General features: G+C 68.2%; 16 protein-coding genes. 12 read left to right on the plus strand and 4 right to left on the minus strand.

The window, feature by feature from the left end; all coding sequences use genetic code 11:
* Window positions 1-32 precede the first annotated feature (32 nt).
* The 4 genes from BM252_RS16350 to BM252_RS16365 all read right to left on the minus strand — a co-directional run bounded on the left by BM252_RS16350 (window position 33) and on the right by BM252_RS16365 (window position 5,796).
* Window positions 33-1,592 (minus strand): tetratricopeptide repeat protein, encoded by a 1,560-nt coding sequence (locus tag BM252_RS16350; RefSeq protein WP_245774293.1) that lies wholly within the window; start codon window positions 1,590-1,592, stop codon window positions 33-35.
* Window positions 1,589-3,589: a type II secretion system protein GspD gene (locus BM252_RS16355; RefSeq protein ID WP_093388739.1), complete on the minus strand. Its 2,001-nt coding sequence runs from the start codon at window positions 3,587-3,589 to the stop codon at window positions 1,589-1,591. Before BM252_RS16355 ends, BM252_RS16350 begins: the two co-directional genes overlap by 4 nt.
* 63 nt (window positions 3,590-3,652) lie before the next feature.
* Window positions 3,653-5,068: an ExeA family protein gene (locus BM252_RS16360; protein WP_093388740.1), complete on the minus strand. Its 1,416-nt coding sequence runs from the start codon at window positions 5,066-5,068 to the stop codon at window positions 3,653-3,655.
* A gap of 11 nt (window positions 5,069-5,079) precedes the next feature.
* Entirely contained in the window at window positions 5,080-5,796 is a 717-nt protein-coding gene (locus tag BM252_RS16365; protein WP_093388741.1) for an ABC transporter ATP-binding protein, read from the minus strand.
* Between the two features lie 247 nt (window positions 5,797-6,043).
* On the opposite strand from BM252_RS16365, the gene BM252_RS16370 reads away from it, so the two are divergent.
* The 12 genes from BM252_RS16370 (at window position 6,044) to BM252_RS16430 (ending at window position 15,839) form a co-directional block, all read left to right on the plus strand.
* On the plus strand, window positions 6,044-7,744 hold the full coding sequence (locus BM252_RS16370; RefSeq protein ID WP_093388742.1) for a GspE/PulE family protein: 1,701 nt from the start codon (window positions 6,044-6,046) through the stop codon (window positions 7,742-7,744).
* A gap of 1 nt (window position 7,745) precedes the next feature.
* Window positions 7,746-8,981, plus strand: a complete 1,236-nt coding sequence (locus BM252_RS16375; RefSeq protein ID WP_093388743.1) for a type II secretion system F family protein — start codon at window positions 7,746-7,748, stop codon at window positions 8,979-8,981.
* Window positions 8,978-9,517, plus strand: coding sequence for a type II secretion system protein (locus BM252_RS16380; protein ID WP_139236539.1), 540 nt, complete (start codon window positions 8,978-8,980; stop codon window positions 9,515-9,517). The genes BM252_RS16375 and BM252_RS16380 overlap by 4 nt, the downstream gene beginning before the upstream one ends.
* A 68-nt stretch (window positions 9,518-9,585) precedes the next feature.
* Window positions 9,586-10,131: a type II secretion system protein gene (locus tag BM252_RS32000; RefSeq protein WP_281249357.1), complete on the plus strand. Its 546-nt coding sequence runs from the start codon at window positions 9,586-9,588 to the stop codon at window positions 10,129-10,131.
* Between the two features lie 52 nt (window positions 10,132-10,183).
* Window positions 10,184-10,846, plus strand: a complete 663-nt coding sequence (locus tag BM252_RS16390) for a pilus assembly FimT family protein (protein ID WP_139236555.1) — start codon at window positions 10,184-10,186, stop codon at window positions 10,844-10,846.
* On the plus strand, window positions 10,836-11,462 hold the full coding sequence (locus tag BM252_RS16395) for a type IV pilus modification PilV family protein (protein WP_093388746.1): 627 nt from the start codon (window positions 10,836-10,838) through the stop codon (window positions 11,460-11,462). Before BM252_RS16390 ends, BM252_RS16395 begins: the two co-directional genes overlap by 11 nt.
* The gene (locus BM252_RS16400; protein WP_093388747.1) at window positions 11,459-12,307 is read left to right on the plus strand and encodes a type II secretion system protein; all 849 of its coding nucleotides are present in this window, start codon (window positions 11,459-11,461) and stop codon (window positions 12,305-12,307) included. The genes BM252_RS16395 and BM252_RS16400 overlap by 4 nt, the downstream gene beginning before the upstream one ends.
* Window positions 12,308-12,345: 38 nt before the next feature.
* A complete protein-coding gene (locus tag BM252_RS16405) occupies window positions 12,346-12,789 on the plus strand; it encodes a pilus assembly PilX family protein (RefSeq protein ID WP_093388748.1) in 444 nt (147 codons plus the stop codon).
* Between the two features lie 125 nt (window positions 12,790-12,914).
* Window positions 12,915-13,859 carry a type IV pilus biogenesis protein PilM gene (pilM, locus tag BM252_RS16410; protein WP_093388749.1) on the plus strand — a complete coding sequence of 315 codons (945 nt, stop codon included), beginning with the start codon at window positions 12,915-12,917 and terminating at the stop codon, window positions 13,857-13,859.
* Window positions 13,856-14,596 (plus strand): hypothetical protein, encoded by a 741-nt coding sequence (locus BM252_RS16415; protein ID WP_093388750.1) that lies wholly within the window; start codon window positions 13,856-13,858, stop codon window positions 14,594-14,596. Before pilM ends, BM252_RS16415 begins: the two co-directional genes overlap by 4 nt.
* The gene (gene gspM, locus BM252_RS16420; RefSeq protein ID WP_093388751.1) at window positions 14,593-15,348 is read left to right on the plus strand and encodes a type II secretion system protein GspM; all 756 of its coding nucleotides are present in this window, start codon (window positions 14,593-14,595) and stop codon (window positions 15,346-15,348) included. The genes BM252_RS16415 and gspM overlap by 4 nt, the downstream gene beginning before the upstream one ends.
* Window positions 15,345-15,839 carry a hypothetical protein gene (locus BM252_RS16430; protein WP_245774294.1) on the plus strand — a complete coding sequence of 165 codons (495 nt, stop codon included), beginning with the start codon at window positions 15,345-15,347 and terminating at the stop codon, window positions 15,837-15,839. Before gspM ends, BM252_RS16430 begins: the two co-directional genes overlap by 4 nt.
* Window positions 15,840-15,862: the final 23 nt, after the last annotated feature.

Genomic DNA, 15,862 nt, shown 5'->3' on the forward strand with positions numbered 1-15,862 from the left:
TCTGTCCTATGCCGATGGGGGGGGGGCGGCGCTCAGCGCGCCGCGCCGCCGCCCGTGGCCGGGTTGGCCGCCTGGCCCGGTGCGGCGGCCAGCTCGCGCAGGCGCAGGTGGACGGCGGCCGGGTCGAAGCTGCCCGGGTGGTTCTGCGCCAGCGCCAGCGCCCTCTGGTAGTGGCTCAGCGCCAGCTTGGGCTGGTTCAGCCGGTCCAGCGCGACGGCCAGGTTGAAGGCGTAGTCGGCGTTGGCCGGCACGGCGCCGTGGGCGCGGAAGAACAGCGGCTGCGCCTCCGGCCAGCGGCCCTGGCGGGCGTACAGGTTGCCCAGCGCGAACAGCGCCGGGCCGGACTCGGGCGCGCCCTGCAGCAGCTTTTTCAGGCGCAGCTCGCTTTGCGCCGGATCGCCCTGGCTCATGCCGATCAGGCCGGCCATGGCGTCGGCGTCGTTGGGGTCGAGCTCGAGCAGGCGGGCGTAGCCGGCGGCGGCCTGCGGGTCCTGCTGCTGGCGCAGCGCCAGCGCGGCCAGGCCGAGCAGGGCGTCGCGGTTGTTCGGGTCCTGCTGCAGCACCTGCTCGTACTGGGCGCGGGCGCCGCGCAGGTCGCCGCCGTTGTAGGCCTGGTAGCCGCCCTGCAGGGCCGGATTGAGCTGCGGCGCGACGTTGTTGCGCACCACGCGGATCTCGCCGCTGTCGGCCGCCGCCAGCGGCGCCAGCGTTTCCGGGCCGGGCTGCTGCGCCTGGCTCTGCGCCATCTGTTGCATGCGCGCCTGCAGCTCGGCCAGCTGCTGGGCCATCTGCTCCTCGCGCCGCTGCGCCTCGGCCGCCGCCGGCGCCGGCTCGGCGGGCGCGCTGTCGGCCAAGACCTGCGCCTCGGCCAAACCGCCCGGCTGCGCCACCACGATGGTGCCGCCGGTGGCGCCGGTGGCGTTGAACGGCGGCATCGGCACCATCGGCAGCTTGCTGCCGGCGCCGGGCGCGTACACCGCCTGCCAGTACATATAGGCGAACACCAGCGCGATCAGCACGGCGATGGCGCCGAGCACCATCACGCGCAGCCGCGCCGGGTCGATGCCGATCGGCGCCGCCGCCGCCACTGTGGCGGCGGCCCGGGCGCGCGCCGCGCCGCGCGGCGGCGGCTTGGCGCCGCCTTGGCGCGGCGCTTCGCCGGCCGTGGCGGCGGCGGCCGCGCCCGTCGGGGACGGCGCGGCCGCTTCGCGGGCGGCGTCGGCGCCGCCCTGGTGCCTGGCCTGGGGCGGCACCGGGTTGTGGATCGCCTCGGCGGCGACGTTGAGCACGGGAATCGGCGGCAGGCCGTCGGTGGCGAACGCCAGCGCGCTGGCCGGCGTGCCGGCCTCGGCGCGGGCCGCCGCCGGCGCGGCGGCGGGGCCGGCCTCGGCCAGCGGCGCCAGGCTCAGGCCGGCCGTCGGGTCCGCCGCCGGGGCGGCGCTCGGCGCCGGCGGGCGTGCCGGCGCGGCGGCCAGCGGTTCCAGCGAGAGCACCTCGTCGAAGGCCTCGGATGGCTTGTCCAGTTCGCTTTCCTGGATGCTGTTCTGTTTGGCGCGCTCGGCCTTTTTGAGCGCCTGCATCAATAGGCTCATTGTCCGTCCCCTCCGGCCGGCGGTAGTGGTGCCGGGGCCGGGGCGGCGGCCGGCTGGGCCTCGCCGTAGGGCTGGCTGTTGAGCGGCTTCTGGTCCGGCAGCAGGTAGCGGAAGTCCTTGTAGTCGCCGTTCAGGCTGGCGTCCTTGACCACCACCGGGCGCATGAAGATCACCAGCTCGGTCTTGGTGTTGTTCTCGTTGCGGTAGGCGAACAGGTTGCCGACCACCGGCAGCCCGCTCAGGCCGGGCACGCCGTCCTTGCTGTTGTCGAGCGAGTCCTGCATCAGGCCGCCCATCACCGCCACCTGGCCGCTGGCCACCTTCATGATCGATTCGAGTTCGCGCGCCTGGATCACCGGCACCTTGCTGACCACCTTGGCGTCGGCCAGCGCCGGGTTGGGGTCCTGCACATAGCCGACGATGCGGGTGATGGTGGGGCGCACGTTGAGGGTCACCTCGTCGTTCTCGGCGATCTGCGGCGTCACGCTCATGACGAAGCCGACCGGCACCGTCTCCAGCCGCGACTCGTAGGTGGCCGGCGTGGTGATGGTGTTGCCGTCGCTCGAACGCACCGCCGGCGTCACCTTGATGGTGAAGAAGATGTTGTTGTCGACCACCTTGAGCAGCGCGGTCTGGTTGTTCAGCACGCTGATCTTCGGGCTCGACAGCACTTTCACCTTGCCGAACGATTCGAGCAGCTGGATGGTCGCGGCGATGTTGCCCAGGCGCGAGGTCGGGTTGGCGTAGTTGAGCACGAACAGGCCGGGCGAGGTATCGGGCTGCACGCCGGACGGCAGGGCGTTGCTGCCGACCTGGCGCTGGGTCATCGTCAGGCCGCCGTTGCCCAGGCCGCCGTTGCCCAAGCGTTGCCAGTTGATGCCCTGCTGGTATTGGTCGCCCAGGCGCACCTCGATGATGGTCGCCTCGATCAGCACCTGGCGCTTGGCGGCGCCCAGCACGATGTCGAGGAACTCCTGGATCTTCTCGTGCTGGCGGCCGGTGGCGCGCACGGCGATCAGGCCGCCCTCGATGTTGACCACCACCGAGTTGGCCGGCTTGACTGCCTGTTTGCCCTGCTGGCCCAGCTGGCCTTGCAGGTTCTGCGGGTAGGCCTGGTTCTGCTGGTTCGGCTCGTACTGGCCCTGCGCCTGCGGCTGCGGGTACTGGTTGTAGCCGCCCGGCTGCTGGCCCGGGAACTGCTGCTGGCCCGGCTGCTGTCCCTGCGACTGTTGCTGGCCCGGCTGCTGGCCCGGTGCTTGGCCCGGCTGCGCCGGCGTGGCCGGCTGCTCGCGGAACTGCGCCAGCGGATCGACTTGGTTGTCGTTCAGGTTGGTCGGGCGCAGCATGTCGCGGATGTTCTTCTCCAGCGTGTACCAGAAATTGTTGTCCGAGCGGTTGTTGACCGAGGTCGTCGAGTTGTTGTTGCCCGAGCCGGTGTTGCCGCTGTTGCCGCCGCTGGGGCTGTTGCTGCTGCCGGTCGAGCTGTTGTTTGAGCCGCCGCCGGTGGTCGAGATCTGCGTGGCGATGTTGACGCTGCTGCTGGTGCTGCGCGCGATGTTGACGTAGTCGACCTTGTAGTTGCGCCAGACGGGGGCGTCGGGCAGCACCAGCAGGTTGTTGCCGTCGATCTCGTAGCGCATGTCGACCTGCTGCGCGATGCGTTTGAGCAGCTGGGGCATGGTCTGGTCGAGCGCGTTGAGGGTCACACTGCCCTCGATGCCGGGGTGGATGTCGACGTTCAGGCCGGCGTCGCGCGCCAGCGCGAACAGCAGCGACTGCACCGGCACCTTGTGCACGGTGACGCTGTAGGTCTCCACCTTGGCCGCCGCCTTGGGCGCCGGCAGGGCGCTGCTGCGCTGCACCGTGTCGGGGATCGAGCCGGCCGGGCGCGGCGCCTCGTTGATATGGGCGGGCGAGCTGGCCATCGGCGGTGCGGCACAGGCCGTCAGCAGCGCGCAGCAGGCCACGGGGAGCCAGGGAGTCGCGAGTTTGTTCATTGGTGTTTCCGCCCCCGGGGGTGTGCAAGGTGTTGTGTTACTGGAATCGCTAGCGTCATGATCTTACAATTTGGATGCTACAGCAATTGTTTGGGTTTCAAATGGGCAAATAAGCGTCCTCGACGGTCCTTTCTCGCCCGCTGCGCCACACACCGCCGCCACGTCGGCGCGGATGGCGCCGATGGCCAGGATGTGCGGCCGGTAGGCCCAGCGCTCGGCCAGCAGCGTTTGCACCGCCTCGGCCTGGGTCCGGCTTGGATAGCTGCCGTAGGCCATGGCGATGTGCAACACGCCGTCGACGCGGCGCGGATAGGCGTGGATCTGGGTCAGGCCGATGGCTTCGCGCATTTGCAGCAGGAAGCGCTCCAGATGGGCGCGCTCGCTCAGCGGGATGCTGTCGATCTGCAGGCTGAGTCGTTCGGCCGGCTCGCCGCGTAGCCAGGTTTGGCTGTCGCGCAGCGTTTGCCGCAGCAGCTCGGCCGGCGCCGCCGGCACGGCGGCCGGGGCATGCTCCGGGGCGCCGGGCGCAGCGCCGGCGGGGGAGGTGGACGGGGTGCCCGTCCACCGCTGCGGCGGCGCGGGCGGACGCAGCGCCAGCCAGGCGATGGCGCACAACAGCAGCACGATGGTCAGCGACAGGGCCAAGGTCAGCGGCGACGCGATACTGTTTTTAACGACGAACCTGCTTTCCTGTATCGCTTTCTTGGCGTGCGCCGCCTCGACGGTGGCGCTGTCGTCGGCGAAGGCGGCCAGCAGCGCCTTGTCGGCCAGGATGTTGATGCGCCGCACGATGCCCTGCGAGGCGCGCGCGATCAGCCGCGCCGCCGCCGGGCTGAACGCCGGCCCGCCCTGGTAGCCGGCGGCGCGCAGGCGGAAGTCGAGGAAGTCGGCCACCAGCTCGGGTGCCATGGCCGGCACCTCGAAGCTGTGGGTGATGCGCTCCTTCAACTGGCGCATGTGCGGCAGGTTCAGGCTGGCGTCGAGCTCGGGCTGGCCGAACAGCACGATCTGCAGCAGCTTGTGGTGGGCCGTCTCCAGGTTGGTCAGCAGGCGGATCTCTTCGAGCGTGGCTAGCGGCATGGCCTGCGCCTCCTCGACCAGCAGCACCACCTGGCGGCCGGCGCCGTGCTTGGCGATCAGGTCGGCGTGCAGCTCGCGCAGCACCTCGTCGCCGCGCTTGCCGTCCGGCTTGAGGCCGAGCTCGCTGGCGATGGCGAACAGCGCCTCCAGCGGCGACAGGCTGGGGTTGACCAGGTAGATCACCTCTATGTGCGGCGGCAACTGGCTTTCGAGCATGCGGCACAGCATGGTCTTGCCGCTGCCGACCTCGCCGGTGACCTTGGTGATGCCCTCGCCGTGGCCGACCACGTACAGCAGGGCCTGCAGGATCTCGCCGCGCGTGTTGCCGGAATAGAAGAAGCTGGGGTTCGGCGTGATGCCGAACGGCGACTGCGTCAGGCCGAAGTGGGCTTGGTACATGGCGGCCGGGCCTAGGCGATGCAGCGCATGAAGGCCTGCTCCAGGCTGGCCGCGCCGTACTGCTCGCGGCACTGCGCCGGCGTGCCGGCGAAGGCGATGCGGCCGTCGTGCAGGATGGCCATGCGGTCGCAGATCTCGTCGACGTCGGCCAGCGCGTGCGAGGTGAAGAACAGGCCGTGGCCTGCGGCGCGCCAGCGCGCCAGTTCCTCCTTGAGCAGGGCGCGGGCCTTCGGGTCGAGCCCGCTCATCGGCTCGTCGAGCACCAGCATCGGCTTGCGCGCCAGCAGGCAGGCGGCCAGGCCGAGCTTTTGCGTCATGCCCTTCGAGTAGCCGCGCACGGTGCGCGTCAGGGCGGCCGGCGCCAGGTCGAGCGCGCGCAGCACGCGCACCACCGCCTCGGCGTCGTAGTCTATCTGTTGCAGGGTCAGCACGTAGCGCAGGAAGTCGGCGCCGCTCAGGTAGTAGGGCGGTGTGAAGCGCTCCGGCAAAAAGCTCAGCGGCGCGCGGGCCGCCGCCAGCCGGTGCGGCTGGCCGAAGATGGCGATGTCGCCGCCGTCGAGCGGGCAAAAGTCGAACAGGCATTTGAGCAGGCTGGTCTTGCCGGCGCCGTTGACGCCGACCAGGCCGAAGAACTCGCCCGGCATGACCTCCAGGTCGACACCGTCGAGCACGCCGTGATCGGCATAACGTTTGACTATGTGCTGGAAGCGCAAGGCGGGAACGGTCATGGAGCGGTCAAGTGGAGGGCGACCCATACTGTAGCGCAATATCGGGGCGTTTGCCTAGGGAAACAGATCAAATTCCAGAGTGAAAAGAGGGCACGCGACGCAATCGCGCGCGGAATGCGAAATACCGGCCGCCGCTTGTCGACAAGCACGCTGTTCTGGCTTAGCATGGCCGCATTCGAGCCAGCGGGCCGGGCCGCAGACAGGCGGCGCGGCGCGCGGACGGCTATTCAATGCGAACGGAGCGGGTATGGCAAGGCCGGAAAAAGTCCGACTGGGGGAGATCCTGGTGCAGCAGAAGCTGCTGTCGGAGGAGCAATTGGGGCTGGCGCTGGCCGAGCAGAAGCGCAGCGGGCGCAAGCTGGGCCGCGTCTTCATCGAGAACGGCTACGTCAGCGAGGACCAGATCTCCGGCGCCCTGGCGCGCCAGCTCGACATCCCCTACCTGAACCTGAAGTTCTACAACATCAACGCCGAGATCGTCCGCCTGCTGCCCGAGACGCAGGCGCGGCGCTTCCGCGCGCTGGTGCTGGAGGACCGCCACGGCCGCCTGCTGGTCGGCATGTCCGACCCGACCGACCTGTTCGCCTACGACGAGATCGCCCGCATCCTCAAGCAGGCCATCGAGCTGGCGGTGGTCAACGAGACCGAGGTGCTGGCCGCCATCGACCGCATCTACCGGCGCACCGAGGACATCACCGACCTGGCGCGCGAGCTCGAGCAGGACATCGGCGACGTCTCGGTCGACTTCGGCGCGCTGGCCGTCAACCCGGGGTTGGAGGAGGCCCCCATCGTCAAGCTGCTGCAGTCGGTGTTCGACGACGCCACCCAGGTGCGCGCCTCGGACATCCACATCGAGCCGCAGGAGGGCCGCCTGCAGATCCGCTTCCGCATCGACGGCGTGCTGCACCTACAGACCGAGACCGACATCAAGATCGCGCCGGCGCTGGCGCTGCGCCTCAAGTTGATGTCCGACCTCGACATCTCGGAGAAGCGCCTGCCGCAGGACGGCCGCTTTGCCGTGCGGGTGAAGAACCAGCGCATCGACGTGCGCATCTCGACCATGCCGACCCAGTATGGCGAGTCGGTGGTGATGCGTCTGCTCAACCAGGGCGGCACCGCGCTGCGCCTCGACGCCATCGGCATGCCGCGCGCCATGGTCGAGCGCTTCCGCGCCATCGTGCAGCGCCCCAACGGCCTGGTGCTGGTCACCGGGCCGACCGGCAGCGGCAAGACCACCACGCTGTACTGCGCGCTGGCCGAGCTGAACTCGGTGGAGAAGAAACTGATCACGGTGGAGGACCCGGTCGAGTACCGCCTGGCCGGCATCAACCAGGTGCAGGTCAACGACAAGATCGAGCTGAGCTTCGCCCGCGTGCTGCGCTCGGCCCTGCGGCAGGACCCGGACATCGTGCTGGTCGGCGAGATGCGCGACCAGGAGACCGCCCAGATCGGCCTGCGCGCCGCCATGACCGGCCACTTGGTGCTGTCGACGCTGCACACCAACGACGCCCAGAGCACGCCGCTGCGGCTGATGGACATGGGCGTGCCGCGCTACATGGTGGGCAGTTCGCTGCAGGCGGTGCTGGCGCAGCGCCTGGTGCGGGTGATCTGCGAGAGTTGCTCGATGCCCTACCAGCCGACGCCGACCGAGGTCGAGTGGCTGCGCGCCGAGCTGGCCGACAAGGCCGAGGCCGGCCACTACTTCCACGGCAAGGGTTGCTCGCACTGCAACGGCATGGGCTACCGCGGCCGCACCGGCGTCTACGAGCTGCTGGAGATGAGCAGCGCCGTGGTCGACGCCGCCAACCACCCCGACCCGGCGCACTTCCTCAAGGCGGCGGCCCAGATGGCCGGCAACACGCTGCGCCGCCACGCCGTCCAGCTGGTGGTCGAGGGCCGCACCACGGTGGCCGAGGCCATGCGCATCAGCAACCAGTTCGAGGATTGACGTGCCATTTTTCGCCTACAAGGGCCGCAACGCGCGCGGCGAGCTGATGCAGGGCGTGCTGGAGGGTGCCGACAGCGGCGCCGTCGCCGAGCAGCTGTTCAACACCGGCGTGACGCCGATCGACATCAGCGTCACCAGCAAGGTGGTCAGCGCCAGCGGCGACGACCCCTGGTGGCGCCGGCTGGGCGAGAAGAAGGTCAGCTCGATGGACGTGCAACTGTTCAGCCGCCAGCTCTACACCCTGCTCAAGTCCGGCGTGCCGATCATGCGCGGCCTGGCCGGGCTGCAGGAGTCGGCCGTCAGCAAGGCCTTCGGCCGCGTCATCAAGGACCTGCGCGAGTCGCTCGACTCGGGCCGCGAGTTGTCGGCGGCGATGCGCCGCCATCCCGAGGTGTTCAGCCAGTTCTACCTGTCGATGGTGCGGGTCGGCGAGATGACCGGCCGGCTCGAGGAGGTCTTCCTGCGCCTGTTCGACCACCTCGAGTTCGACCGCGACATGCGCGAGCGCGTCAAGACGGCGACCCGTTACCCCAGCTTCGTCATCTTCGCCATGGTGGCGGCGATGGTGGTCGTCAACATGTTCGTCATCCCGTCCTTCGTCAAGGTGTTCGAAGGCTTCCACGCCGAGCTGCCGCTGATGACGCGCATCCTGATCGGCACCTCGGCCTTCACCGTGCGCTACTGGCCGGCTTTGTTGGTGGCGCTGCTGGCCGGCGTGTTCGGCACGCGCGCCTGGCTGGCCACCACCGCCGGCCGCTACCGCTGGGACAAGTGGAAGCTGCACGTCCCGGTGGCCGGCAAGATCATCCTGAAGGGCACAATGGCGCGCTTCGCCCGCAGCTTCGCCTTGTCCAGCCGCAGCGGCGTGCCCATCGTGCAGGCGCTGACGGTGGTGTCGCAGACGGTCGACAACGCCTATTTGACGGCGCGCGTCGAGCAGATGCGCGACGGCGTCGAGCGCGGCGAGAGCATCTTGCGCACGGCGGCGGCGGCCGGCGTGTTCACCCCGGTGGTGTTGCAGATGATCGCCGTCGGCGAGGAGAGCGGCTCGCTCGACGAACTGATGGACGAGATCGCCCAGATGTACGAACGCGAGGTCGACTACGAGCTCAAGACGCTGTCGGCGCAGATCGAGCCGATTTTGATCGTCTTCCTCGGCGCCATGGTGCTGGTGCTGGCGCTGGGCATCTTTTTGCCGATCTGGGACCTGGGCAAGGCGGCTCTTCACCCCAAATGAGCAACTTTACATTTAATGCAACTAATGTCGCTCTACGACAACAGCGACGGCAGGGCGGCGCCAGCCTGATGGAGTTCGCCGTCGCGGCAACGGTGGCCGCGATCCTGATCGGCATGCTGCTGAGCCGGCTGTCCGGCTACCAGGGCGAGGCCGAGCGCGTGGCCCTGCAATACACCGTGTCCGGCATGCGCAGTGCCCTACAGGCCAGGCTGGCGCAGGCGCGCTTGCCAGGGCACGCGCTGAACCTGGCGCAATTGGCCGAGCAAAACCCGCTGGAACTGCTGGAGCGCAAACCGAAGAACTACCTGGGCGAATTTTATTCGCCCGATGTGCGGGAATTGGCGCCGGGTAACTGGTATTTTGATAGGGACAAGAAAATTTTGGTTTATTTGTTAAATGAGAAGGGGATTTTCGGAGATTCTTCACTGAAACTGTTGCAGTTCAAGGTAAAATTATCGCGCTTGCCCACATCCCCCGCCAAGCCGTCGAGTGCCCCGGAAATACCCGGTGCGACTCTGGAACAATTGAACGGTTGAGGTCGCATTTCACCGCATGTTATCGTCGGCTCATACGCCTCAGTCCTCGCGACGATTTGGAGAATTTGATGAAAAAGCCAGCATTTACCGCAATTCGCAGTTCCGCCCAAGCGGGTTTTACCTTGATCGAATTGATTGTCGTGATCGTGATTCTGGGCATTTTGGCGGCCACGGCACTGCCACGGTTCGCCGGCCTGTCGGGCGACGCCCGCTTGGCCGCCTTGAACGCGGCGCGCGGGGCTATGCAGTCGACCATCGCGATGGTTCATGGCCAGAGCTTGGCCGATCCTGCCGCCCCTAGCTTCACCAATGAGGGCGCGATTATTCCCGTTGCCCTGGGTTATCCGACCGCAACGGTCGGTTTCCTCGCGGGCGCAGGTATCGGCAACAACGGTGCCACCAACAACGACTACACGATCACCGTCGGCGGTGCCGCTGCGGTTCCGGCAACCGCGAATACACCGGAGATTCCAGTCAACGGCGTGCTGGTCATTCCCACCGGCGTTGCTGGCAGCCCTCGCGGTCTGACATGCAACTTGATCTACACCCAGACCGCAGCCGCCAATACCCCGCCCACCGTTGTGGTGACCGGGACTGCGGCCGGCTGTCAGTAAGCAACTAGCCTGGCCGCAGCAGGCCAGTCCGGCGCCGAGCTGCTTGGCCACCATGTCGATCCGATCCGTTCCCTCGGCCTGCCGGCTGCCTGTTTCCCGCCGACGGCCCGGGCGAGGTGGCGGTTTCACGATGATCGAGTTGGTGGTGGTTCTGGTGATCACCGGCATCCTCGGTGCCGCTGCCGTGGGGCGCTATTTTGACAATAGCGTCTTCGAGGCCAGGGAGTATGCCGACCAGGTCCGCGCCATCATCCGCTACGGCCAGAAAGTGGCGGTGGCGCAAAACCGGCCGATCTATGTGATCGCCGACGGCAACCGCTTCGCGCTGTGCTCGGCGCCGGTGTGCACGTTGGCCAACGCGGTAGCCACGCCGGCCGGCAGCAACAGCGGCAGCACCAGCAGCCGCGCGCAGTGCCGGATCAACGGTGATTATGTCGCCACCTGGATGTGCGAGGCGCCGCCGGCCGGCACCCTGATCGCCGGCAACAGCGCCAACGAGGTGGGGACGAACGGCTATTTCTATTTCGACGCGTTGGGCCGGCCCTACGCCAGGGCTGACGCCGCCAAAATCGCCGCCAACAATCCGGCCGGCGCGCCGTCGACCTTCGGCGTGGCGGCGGGGCAGGCCGCCTTGCAGCCCTTGAACATCACCATCACCAGCGCCGCCAGTAATGTTGTCATCGTCGTGCAACCGGAAACCGGCAATGTCTTTTAGGTCGCCAGGCAGGCAACGGGGGCTCAGCATCATCGAGCTGATCATATTCATCGTGGTCATGGGCATCGCCGCCGCCGGCATCATGCAGGTGTTCAATCTATCGACCAAGGCCAGCGCCGACCCGGTGCGGCGCAAACAAGCGCTGCTGCTGGCGGAAGCCTTGTTGGAGGAAATCGAGTTGGCCCGTTTCACCTATTGCGATCCGACCGACGCCAACGCGGCGACGGCGACCAGCACGGCTGGATGCGCCACGTCGCCCGAGGGCTTCGACATCGAAGTTAACAACGTTGGCCGCCCCTTCGACAACGTCAGCGACTATGTGGCCGCCGCAGGCGTCGCGGCGACCCCGTTCACCGTCGGCGGCATGCTGGTCGATGCCGGCGGCACTCAGTTCCAGGGCAACGTCGCCGGCTTTACCGCTAGCGTGACGATGAATGTGATTGGCGCGGGGACCGAGCAGGCGCTGGGGCCGGCGGCCCTGCCGGTCAGGTCAACCGCTCCGGCGGCCGGACTGAACGTGGTTCGCATCACCGTCAACGTCAACTACGGTGGCGCCAACGACAATGTGCGGCTGGACGGCTACCGCACCCGTTACGCGCCGACCTCCTATCCATGAAGCCGCCCGCGCAAACGTACTCGTACGCGCCGACTGGGCACCAGCGCGGCTTCACGCTGGTGGAGGCGATCATGGTCATGGTCATCACCGGCGTGCTGGCCGGCATCCTGGTGCTGTTCATCCGCCAGCCGGTGCAGAATTATCTGGACGCATCCGGCCGCGCCGAGCTGGGCGACCAGGCCGACCTGGCCTTGCGCCGCATGGCGCGCGAGCTGCGCGGCGCCTTGCCCAACAGCGTGCGCACGGGGCTGCCGGGCGGCGTCAGCATGATCGAATTCATCCCCACCAAGATCGGCGGGCGCTACCTGTCCGCCGAGGACGGCGCCGGCGGGCCGGTGCTCGACTTCGTGGGTGGCGCAGTCGACTTCACCGTGGACGGCAGCATGCCCGTTGGCGTTACCGCCATCGCGCCAAACGACGACATCGTGGTGTCGAATTTCGGCACCGACTTCGCCGGCGCCGACGCCTACGTCGGTGGCAACCGCGTCCGCGTCGAGAGCGTGGCAGGCAACACGCTCACACTAGTGCAAAACAATCTCACGTTGGCCAACCAATCGCCGAGCCAGCGTTTCCAAGTGGTGCGGCCGCCAGTCATGTTCGTCTGCGATCCCGTGGCCAGAACGCTGACGCGCTACTGGAACTACGGTTTCCAAGCGGTGATTCCGGTGGCCGGCGCCGGCCAGTCGGCCGTGCTGGCCAGGAATGTGCTCGGCTGCACCTTCGAGTATCGCGTGCAGCCGAACGTGCACACTGCCCTGATCGGCCTGACCATCGTGCTGGGCCGCCCCAACAGCGATGAGGCGATCACGCTGGCCCATCAAATTCACGTCGATAACACACCATGAACCGGCCGACGAGATCCCCTACGAGTTTGCCAGCTTTCATGCGTGTACGCGCGCTGCGCCGCGCCGCCGGCGTTGGCATGGTGACGGCGATATTCCTGCTGGTGGCGCTGGCCGGCTTGGCCGTGGCCATGGTGTCGCTGACCACCACGCAGCAGAGCAGCGCCGCGCTCGACGAGCAGGGCGCGCGCGCCTACCAGGCGGCGCGCGCCGGCCTCGAGTGGGCTTTGTGGGTCCGTCTGCAGGGCGCCAGCGCCACGCCACCCATCGCGCTGGCCTGCCCGGGAATCTACAGTTTTGATATGCCGAGGTTGAACACCTTGTCGGCCTTCAGCGTCACAGTAAGCTGCACCGCGCCGACGGGCGTCGGCCAGCGCTTGCAGATCCAGTCGACCGCCTGCGCGCCGGCGGCGGCCGGCAGCGTGTGCCCGAATCCGGCGCCGGGCGCCGACTATGTGCAGCGCCGGCTGGAGGCTGAGCTTTGACATCGGGAAACTGTGCGTTTTTGCACGCGAAATGCAATATTGCAGCAAAAGGCGTAGGCATCTTGAATATAATCAAACAACTAGCGTGTTTTCCCCACGTCGTGTTGACCACATAGATTGCAGGCATGGGTTTCTTCTCAAAATCTAAGAAAAAAGAAGGCTGGCTGACGATCAATCTGCTCGCCGACGGCATTTGCGTCGGCGCTGTGCGCCGGGTCAGCGAGGCCAAGCCGGTGGTCGAGCTGGCGCAGTTCTATCCGCTCCAGCCCAGCGACTCGCCCGAGGCGCTCGACAAGCTGGCGCGCGAACTGCGCGCCGGCAGCTTCCGCTGCGGCACGCTGCTGAACGGCGGCGAATACCAGCTGCTGGCGGTCGAGGCGCCCAACGTGCCGCGCGAGGAGCTCAAGACGGCGGTGCGCTGGCGCCTCAAGGACATGCTCGATTTCCATGTCGACGACGCCGCCATCGACGTGCTGGAGATCCCGGTCGACAAGAGCGCGGTGCAGCGCGCCAACACCATGTTCGTCGTCGCCGCGCGCAACAGCGTGGTCAAGGCGCGCCAGGAGCTGTTCGGCGCGGCCAAGTTCCGCCTGCGCGTGATCGACATCCCCGAGCTGGCCCAGCGCAACATCTCGGCCCTGCTCGAACCGCAGGGGCGCGGCCTGGCCATGCTGTCCTTCGGCGCCGACGGCGGCCTGCTCACCGTCACCTACAACGCCGAGCTCTACCTGGCGCGCCACATCGACGTCACGCTGGCCCAGCTGCTCGAACCGGACTCCGACAAGCAGCAGGTCTGTTTTGAGAAGATCGCGCTGGAGCTGCAGCGCTCGATGGACCACTTCGACCGGCAGTTCCATTTCATCAGCGTCTCCAAGCTGCTGCTGGCGCCGAGCGGCGCGCCCGGCCTGCACGAATACCTGGCCAGCAATCTGTACCTGCCGGTCGAGGCGATGGAGCTGAGCGACGTCTTCGACCTGGCCAACACGCCCGAGCTGGCCGAGGTGGAGCAGCAGCGCCGCTACTTCCTCACGCTGGGCGCCGCCCTGCGCTACGAGGAGAGCAGCCTGTGAGCCAGCAGATCAACCTGTTCAATCCGATTTTCCTGAAGAAGAAGCGGGTCTTCGGCGCAGTGCCGATGTTGCAGGCGCTGCTGGTGATCCTGCTCGGCGCGCTGGCGCTGGGCGGCTACGCGCGCGCCCGCGTCGGCGAGCTGGAGCAGCGCGCCGCCGCCGGCAAGCTGTTGCTGGAACAGCGCGAGGCGCGCCTGGCCAAGGTGACGGCGCAGTTCCAACCGCGCCTGGCCAACCCGGCGCTGGCCGGACAGCTGGCCAACGCCGAGCTGCTGCTCAAGTCGCTGCGCGACGCCGAAGCCGTGCTGCACAACGGCCGGCTCGGCAACACCGACGGCTACGCCGAGTATTTCCGCGCCCTGGCGCGGCAGAACGTCGGCGGGCTGTGGCTGACCGGCGTGTCCATCGTCGGCGCCGGCCACGACATCGGCGTGCAGGGCAGGGCGATGCAGCCGACCTTGATCCCCAACTACATCGCCCGCCTGAACGCTGAAAAAATCATGCGCGGCAAGACCTTCGCCAGCCTGCGCATCGAACGCGCCATGCTCGAGCCGGCCGCGCCGGCACCGGTAGCGGCGCCGGCAGCGATGCCGATATCGGCGCCGCTGGCCAAGCTGGCCGGCGTTGCCGCCCCGGCCCCGGCTGACGCCGCGCCGGCGCCGCCGGCCGCCACGGCCAAGCTGGCGCCCTTCGTCGAGTTCAGTCTGCAATCGAGCATGCCGGAGGCCGCCAAATGAAACAGCAATGGCTCAAACTCACCACCCGGCTCGACGCGATGAGCCTGCGCGAACGCGCCATGGTGTTCGCCGGCAGCGCCGCTGCCATCGTCTTCCTGGTCTACATGATGCTGCTCGATCCCTTGTTGGCGCGGCAGAATGCGCTGCTGGCGCAGATCAAGCAGCAGCAAAACCAGGTCGCCGGCATCGATATGGAAATCACCGGCAAGGTGACGGCCTTCGGCGTCGACCCCGACGAGGCCCTGCGCGCCCAGCTGAAACAAGCCGGCCAGGAGAGCGACAAGGCCAGCGCCGCCTTGCGCGCGCTGCAAAAGGGCTTGGTCGCGCCGGAGCGGATCGCGCCGCTGCTTGAACATCTGCTGCGCGGCAACGGAAAGTTGCAGTTGCTGTCGCTGAGCACGCTGCCGGTCAGCGGTATCAGCGAAGTCAGCGCCGGCTTCGACGCCATCACGCCGGCGGCGCCGCCCGCGCCCGCCGCCGCCCAGCCGGCCGCTGTGGCTGCCACCGTGGCCGGCACCGTTGCCAAGCCTGCCGCGCCGACCAAACCGCCGGAGTTGTTGTACCGCCACGGCGTCGAGGTGGTGCTGCAGGGCGGCTACGTCGACATGGTCAACTACATGGCCGCGCTGGAAGCCTTGCCGAGCCAGCTGTTCTGGGGCAAGGCCAAGCTGGACGCCGGCGACTACCCGAACGCCCGCCTGACCCTCACGCTGTACACGCTCAGCCTGGACAAGAAATGGATCGCGATATGACCGCCGCCCGCCACGCCTCCCCACGCCGCCGGCCGCCCGTGCCGGCACTGGGCCCGGCGCCCCGGCTGGCGCTGGCGCTGGGTTTGGCCAAGGCCACGGCCTTGGCCTTGACCACGGCCTTGGCCACGGCCTTGGCCACGGCCTTGGCCTTGGCGGCGGCATGCGTGCCGGCCGCCGCGCAGGGCCTGGCCGACCCGACCCGGCCGCCACCCGAGGCGGTGCGCGCACTGGGCGTCGGCGCCGCCGCCGCCGTCCCCGCGCCGCCGGCCAACGGCGGCCGGCCGCAGCTACAATCGGTGCTGACCGGCAGCCGTGGCCGCGAGGTCGCCGTGATCGACGGCCAGACCCTGCGCCGTGGCGACAAGTTCCACGGCGCCGTGTTGAGCAAGGTCGGCAAGAACAGCGTCGTGCTGCGGCGCGGCGCCAAGGTCGAGGTACTCACCCTATTGCCCGCCGAACAGGCGGACACGCGGCCGGCGACGGCCCGTTGATGTTGGTATTGATGAAGAGACGC

Origin of the sequence: Rugamonas rubra, from assembly GCF_900114705.1 — a bacterium.
In the GTDB taxonomy this organism is placed as follows: domain Bacteria; phylum Pseudomonadota; class Gammaproteobacteria; order Burkholderiales; family Burkholderiaceae_D; genus Rugamonas; species Rugamonas rubra.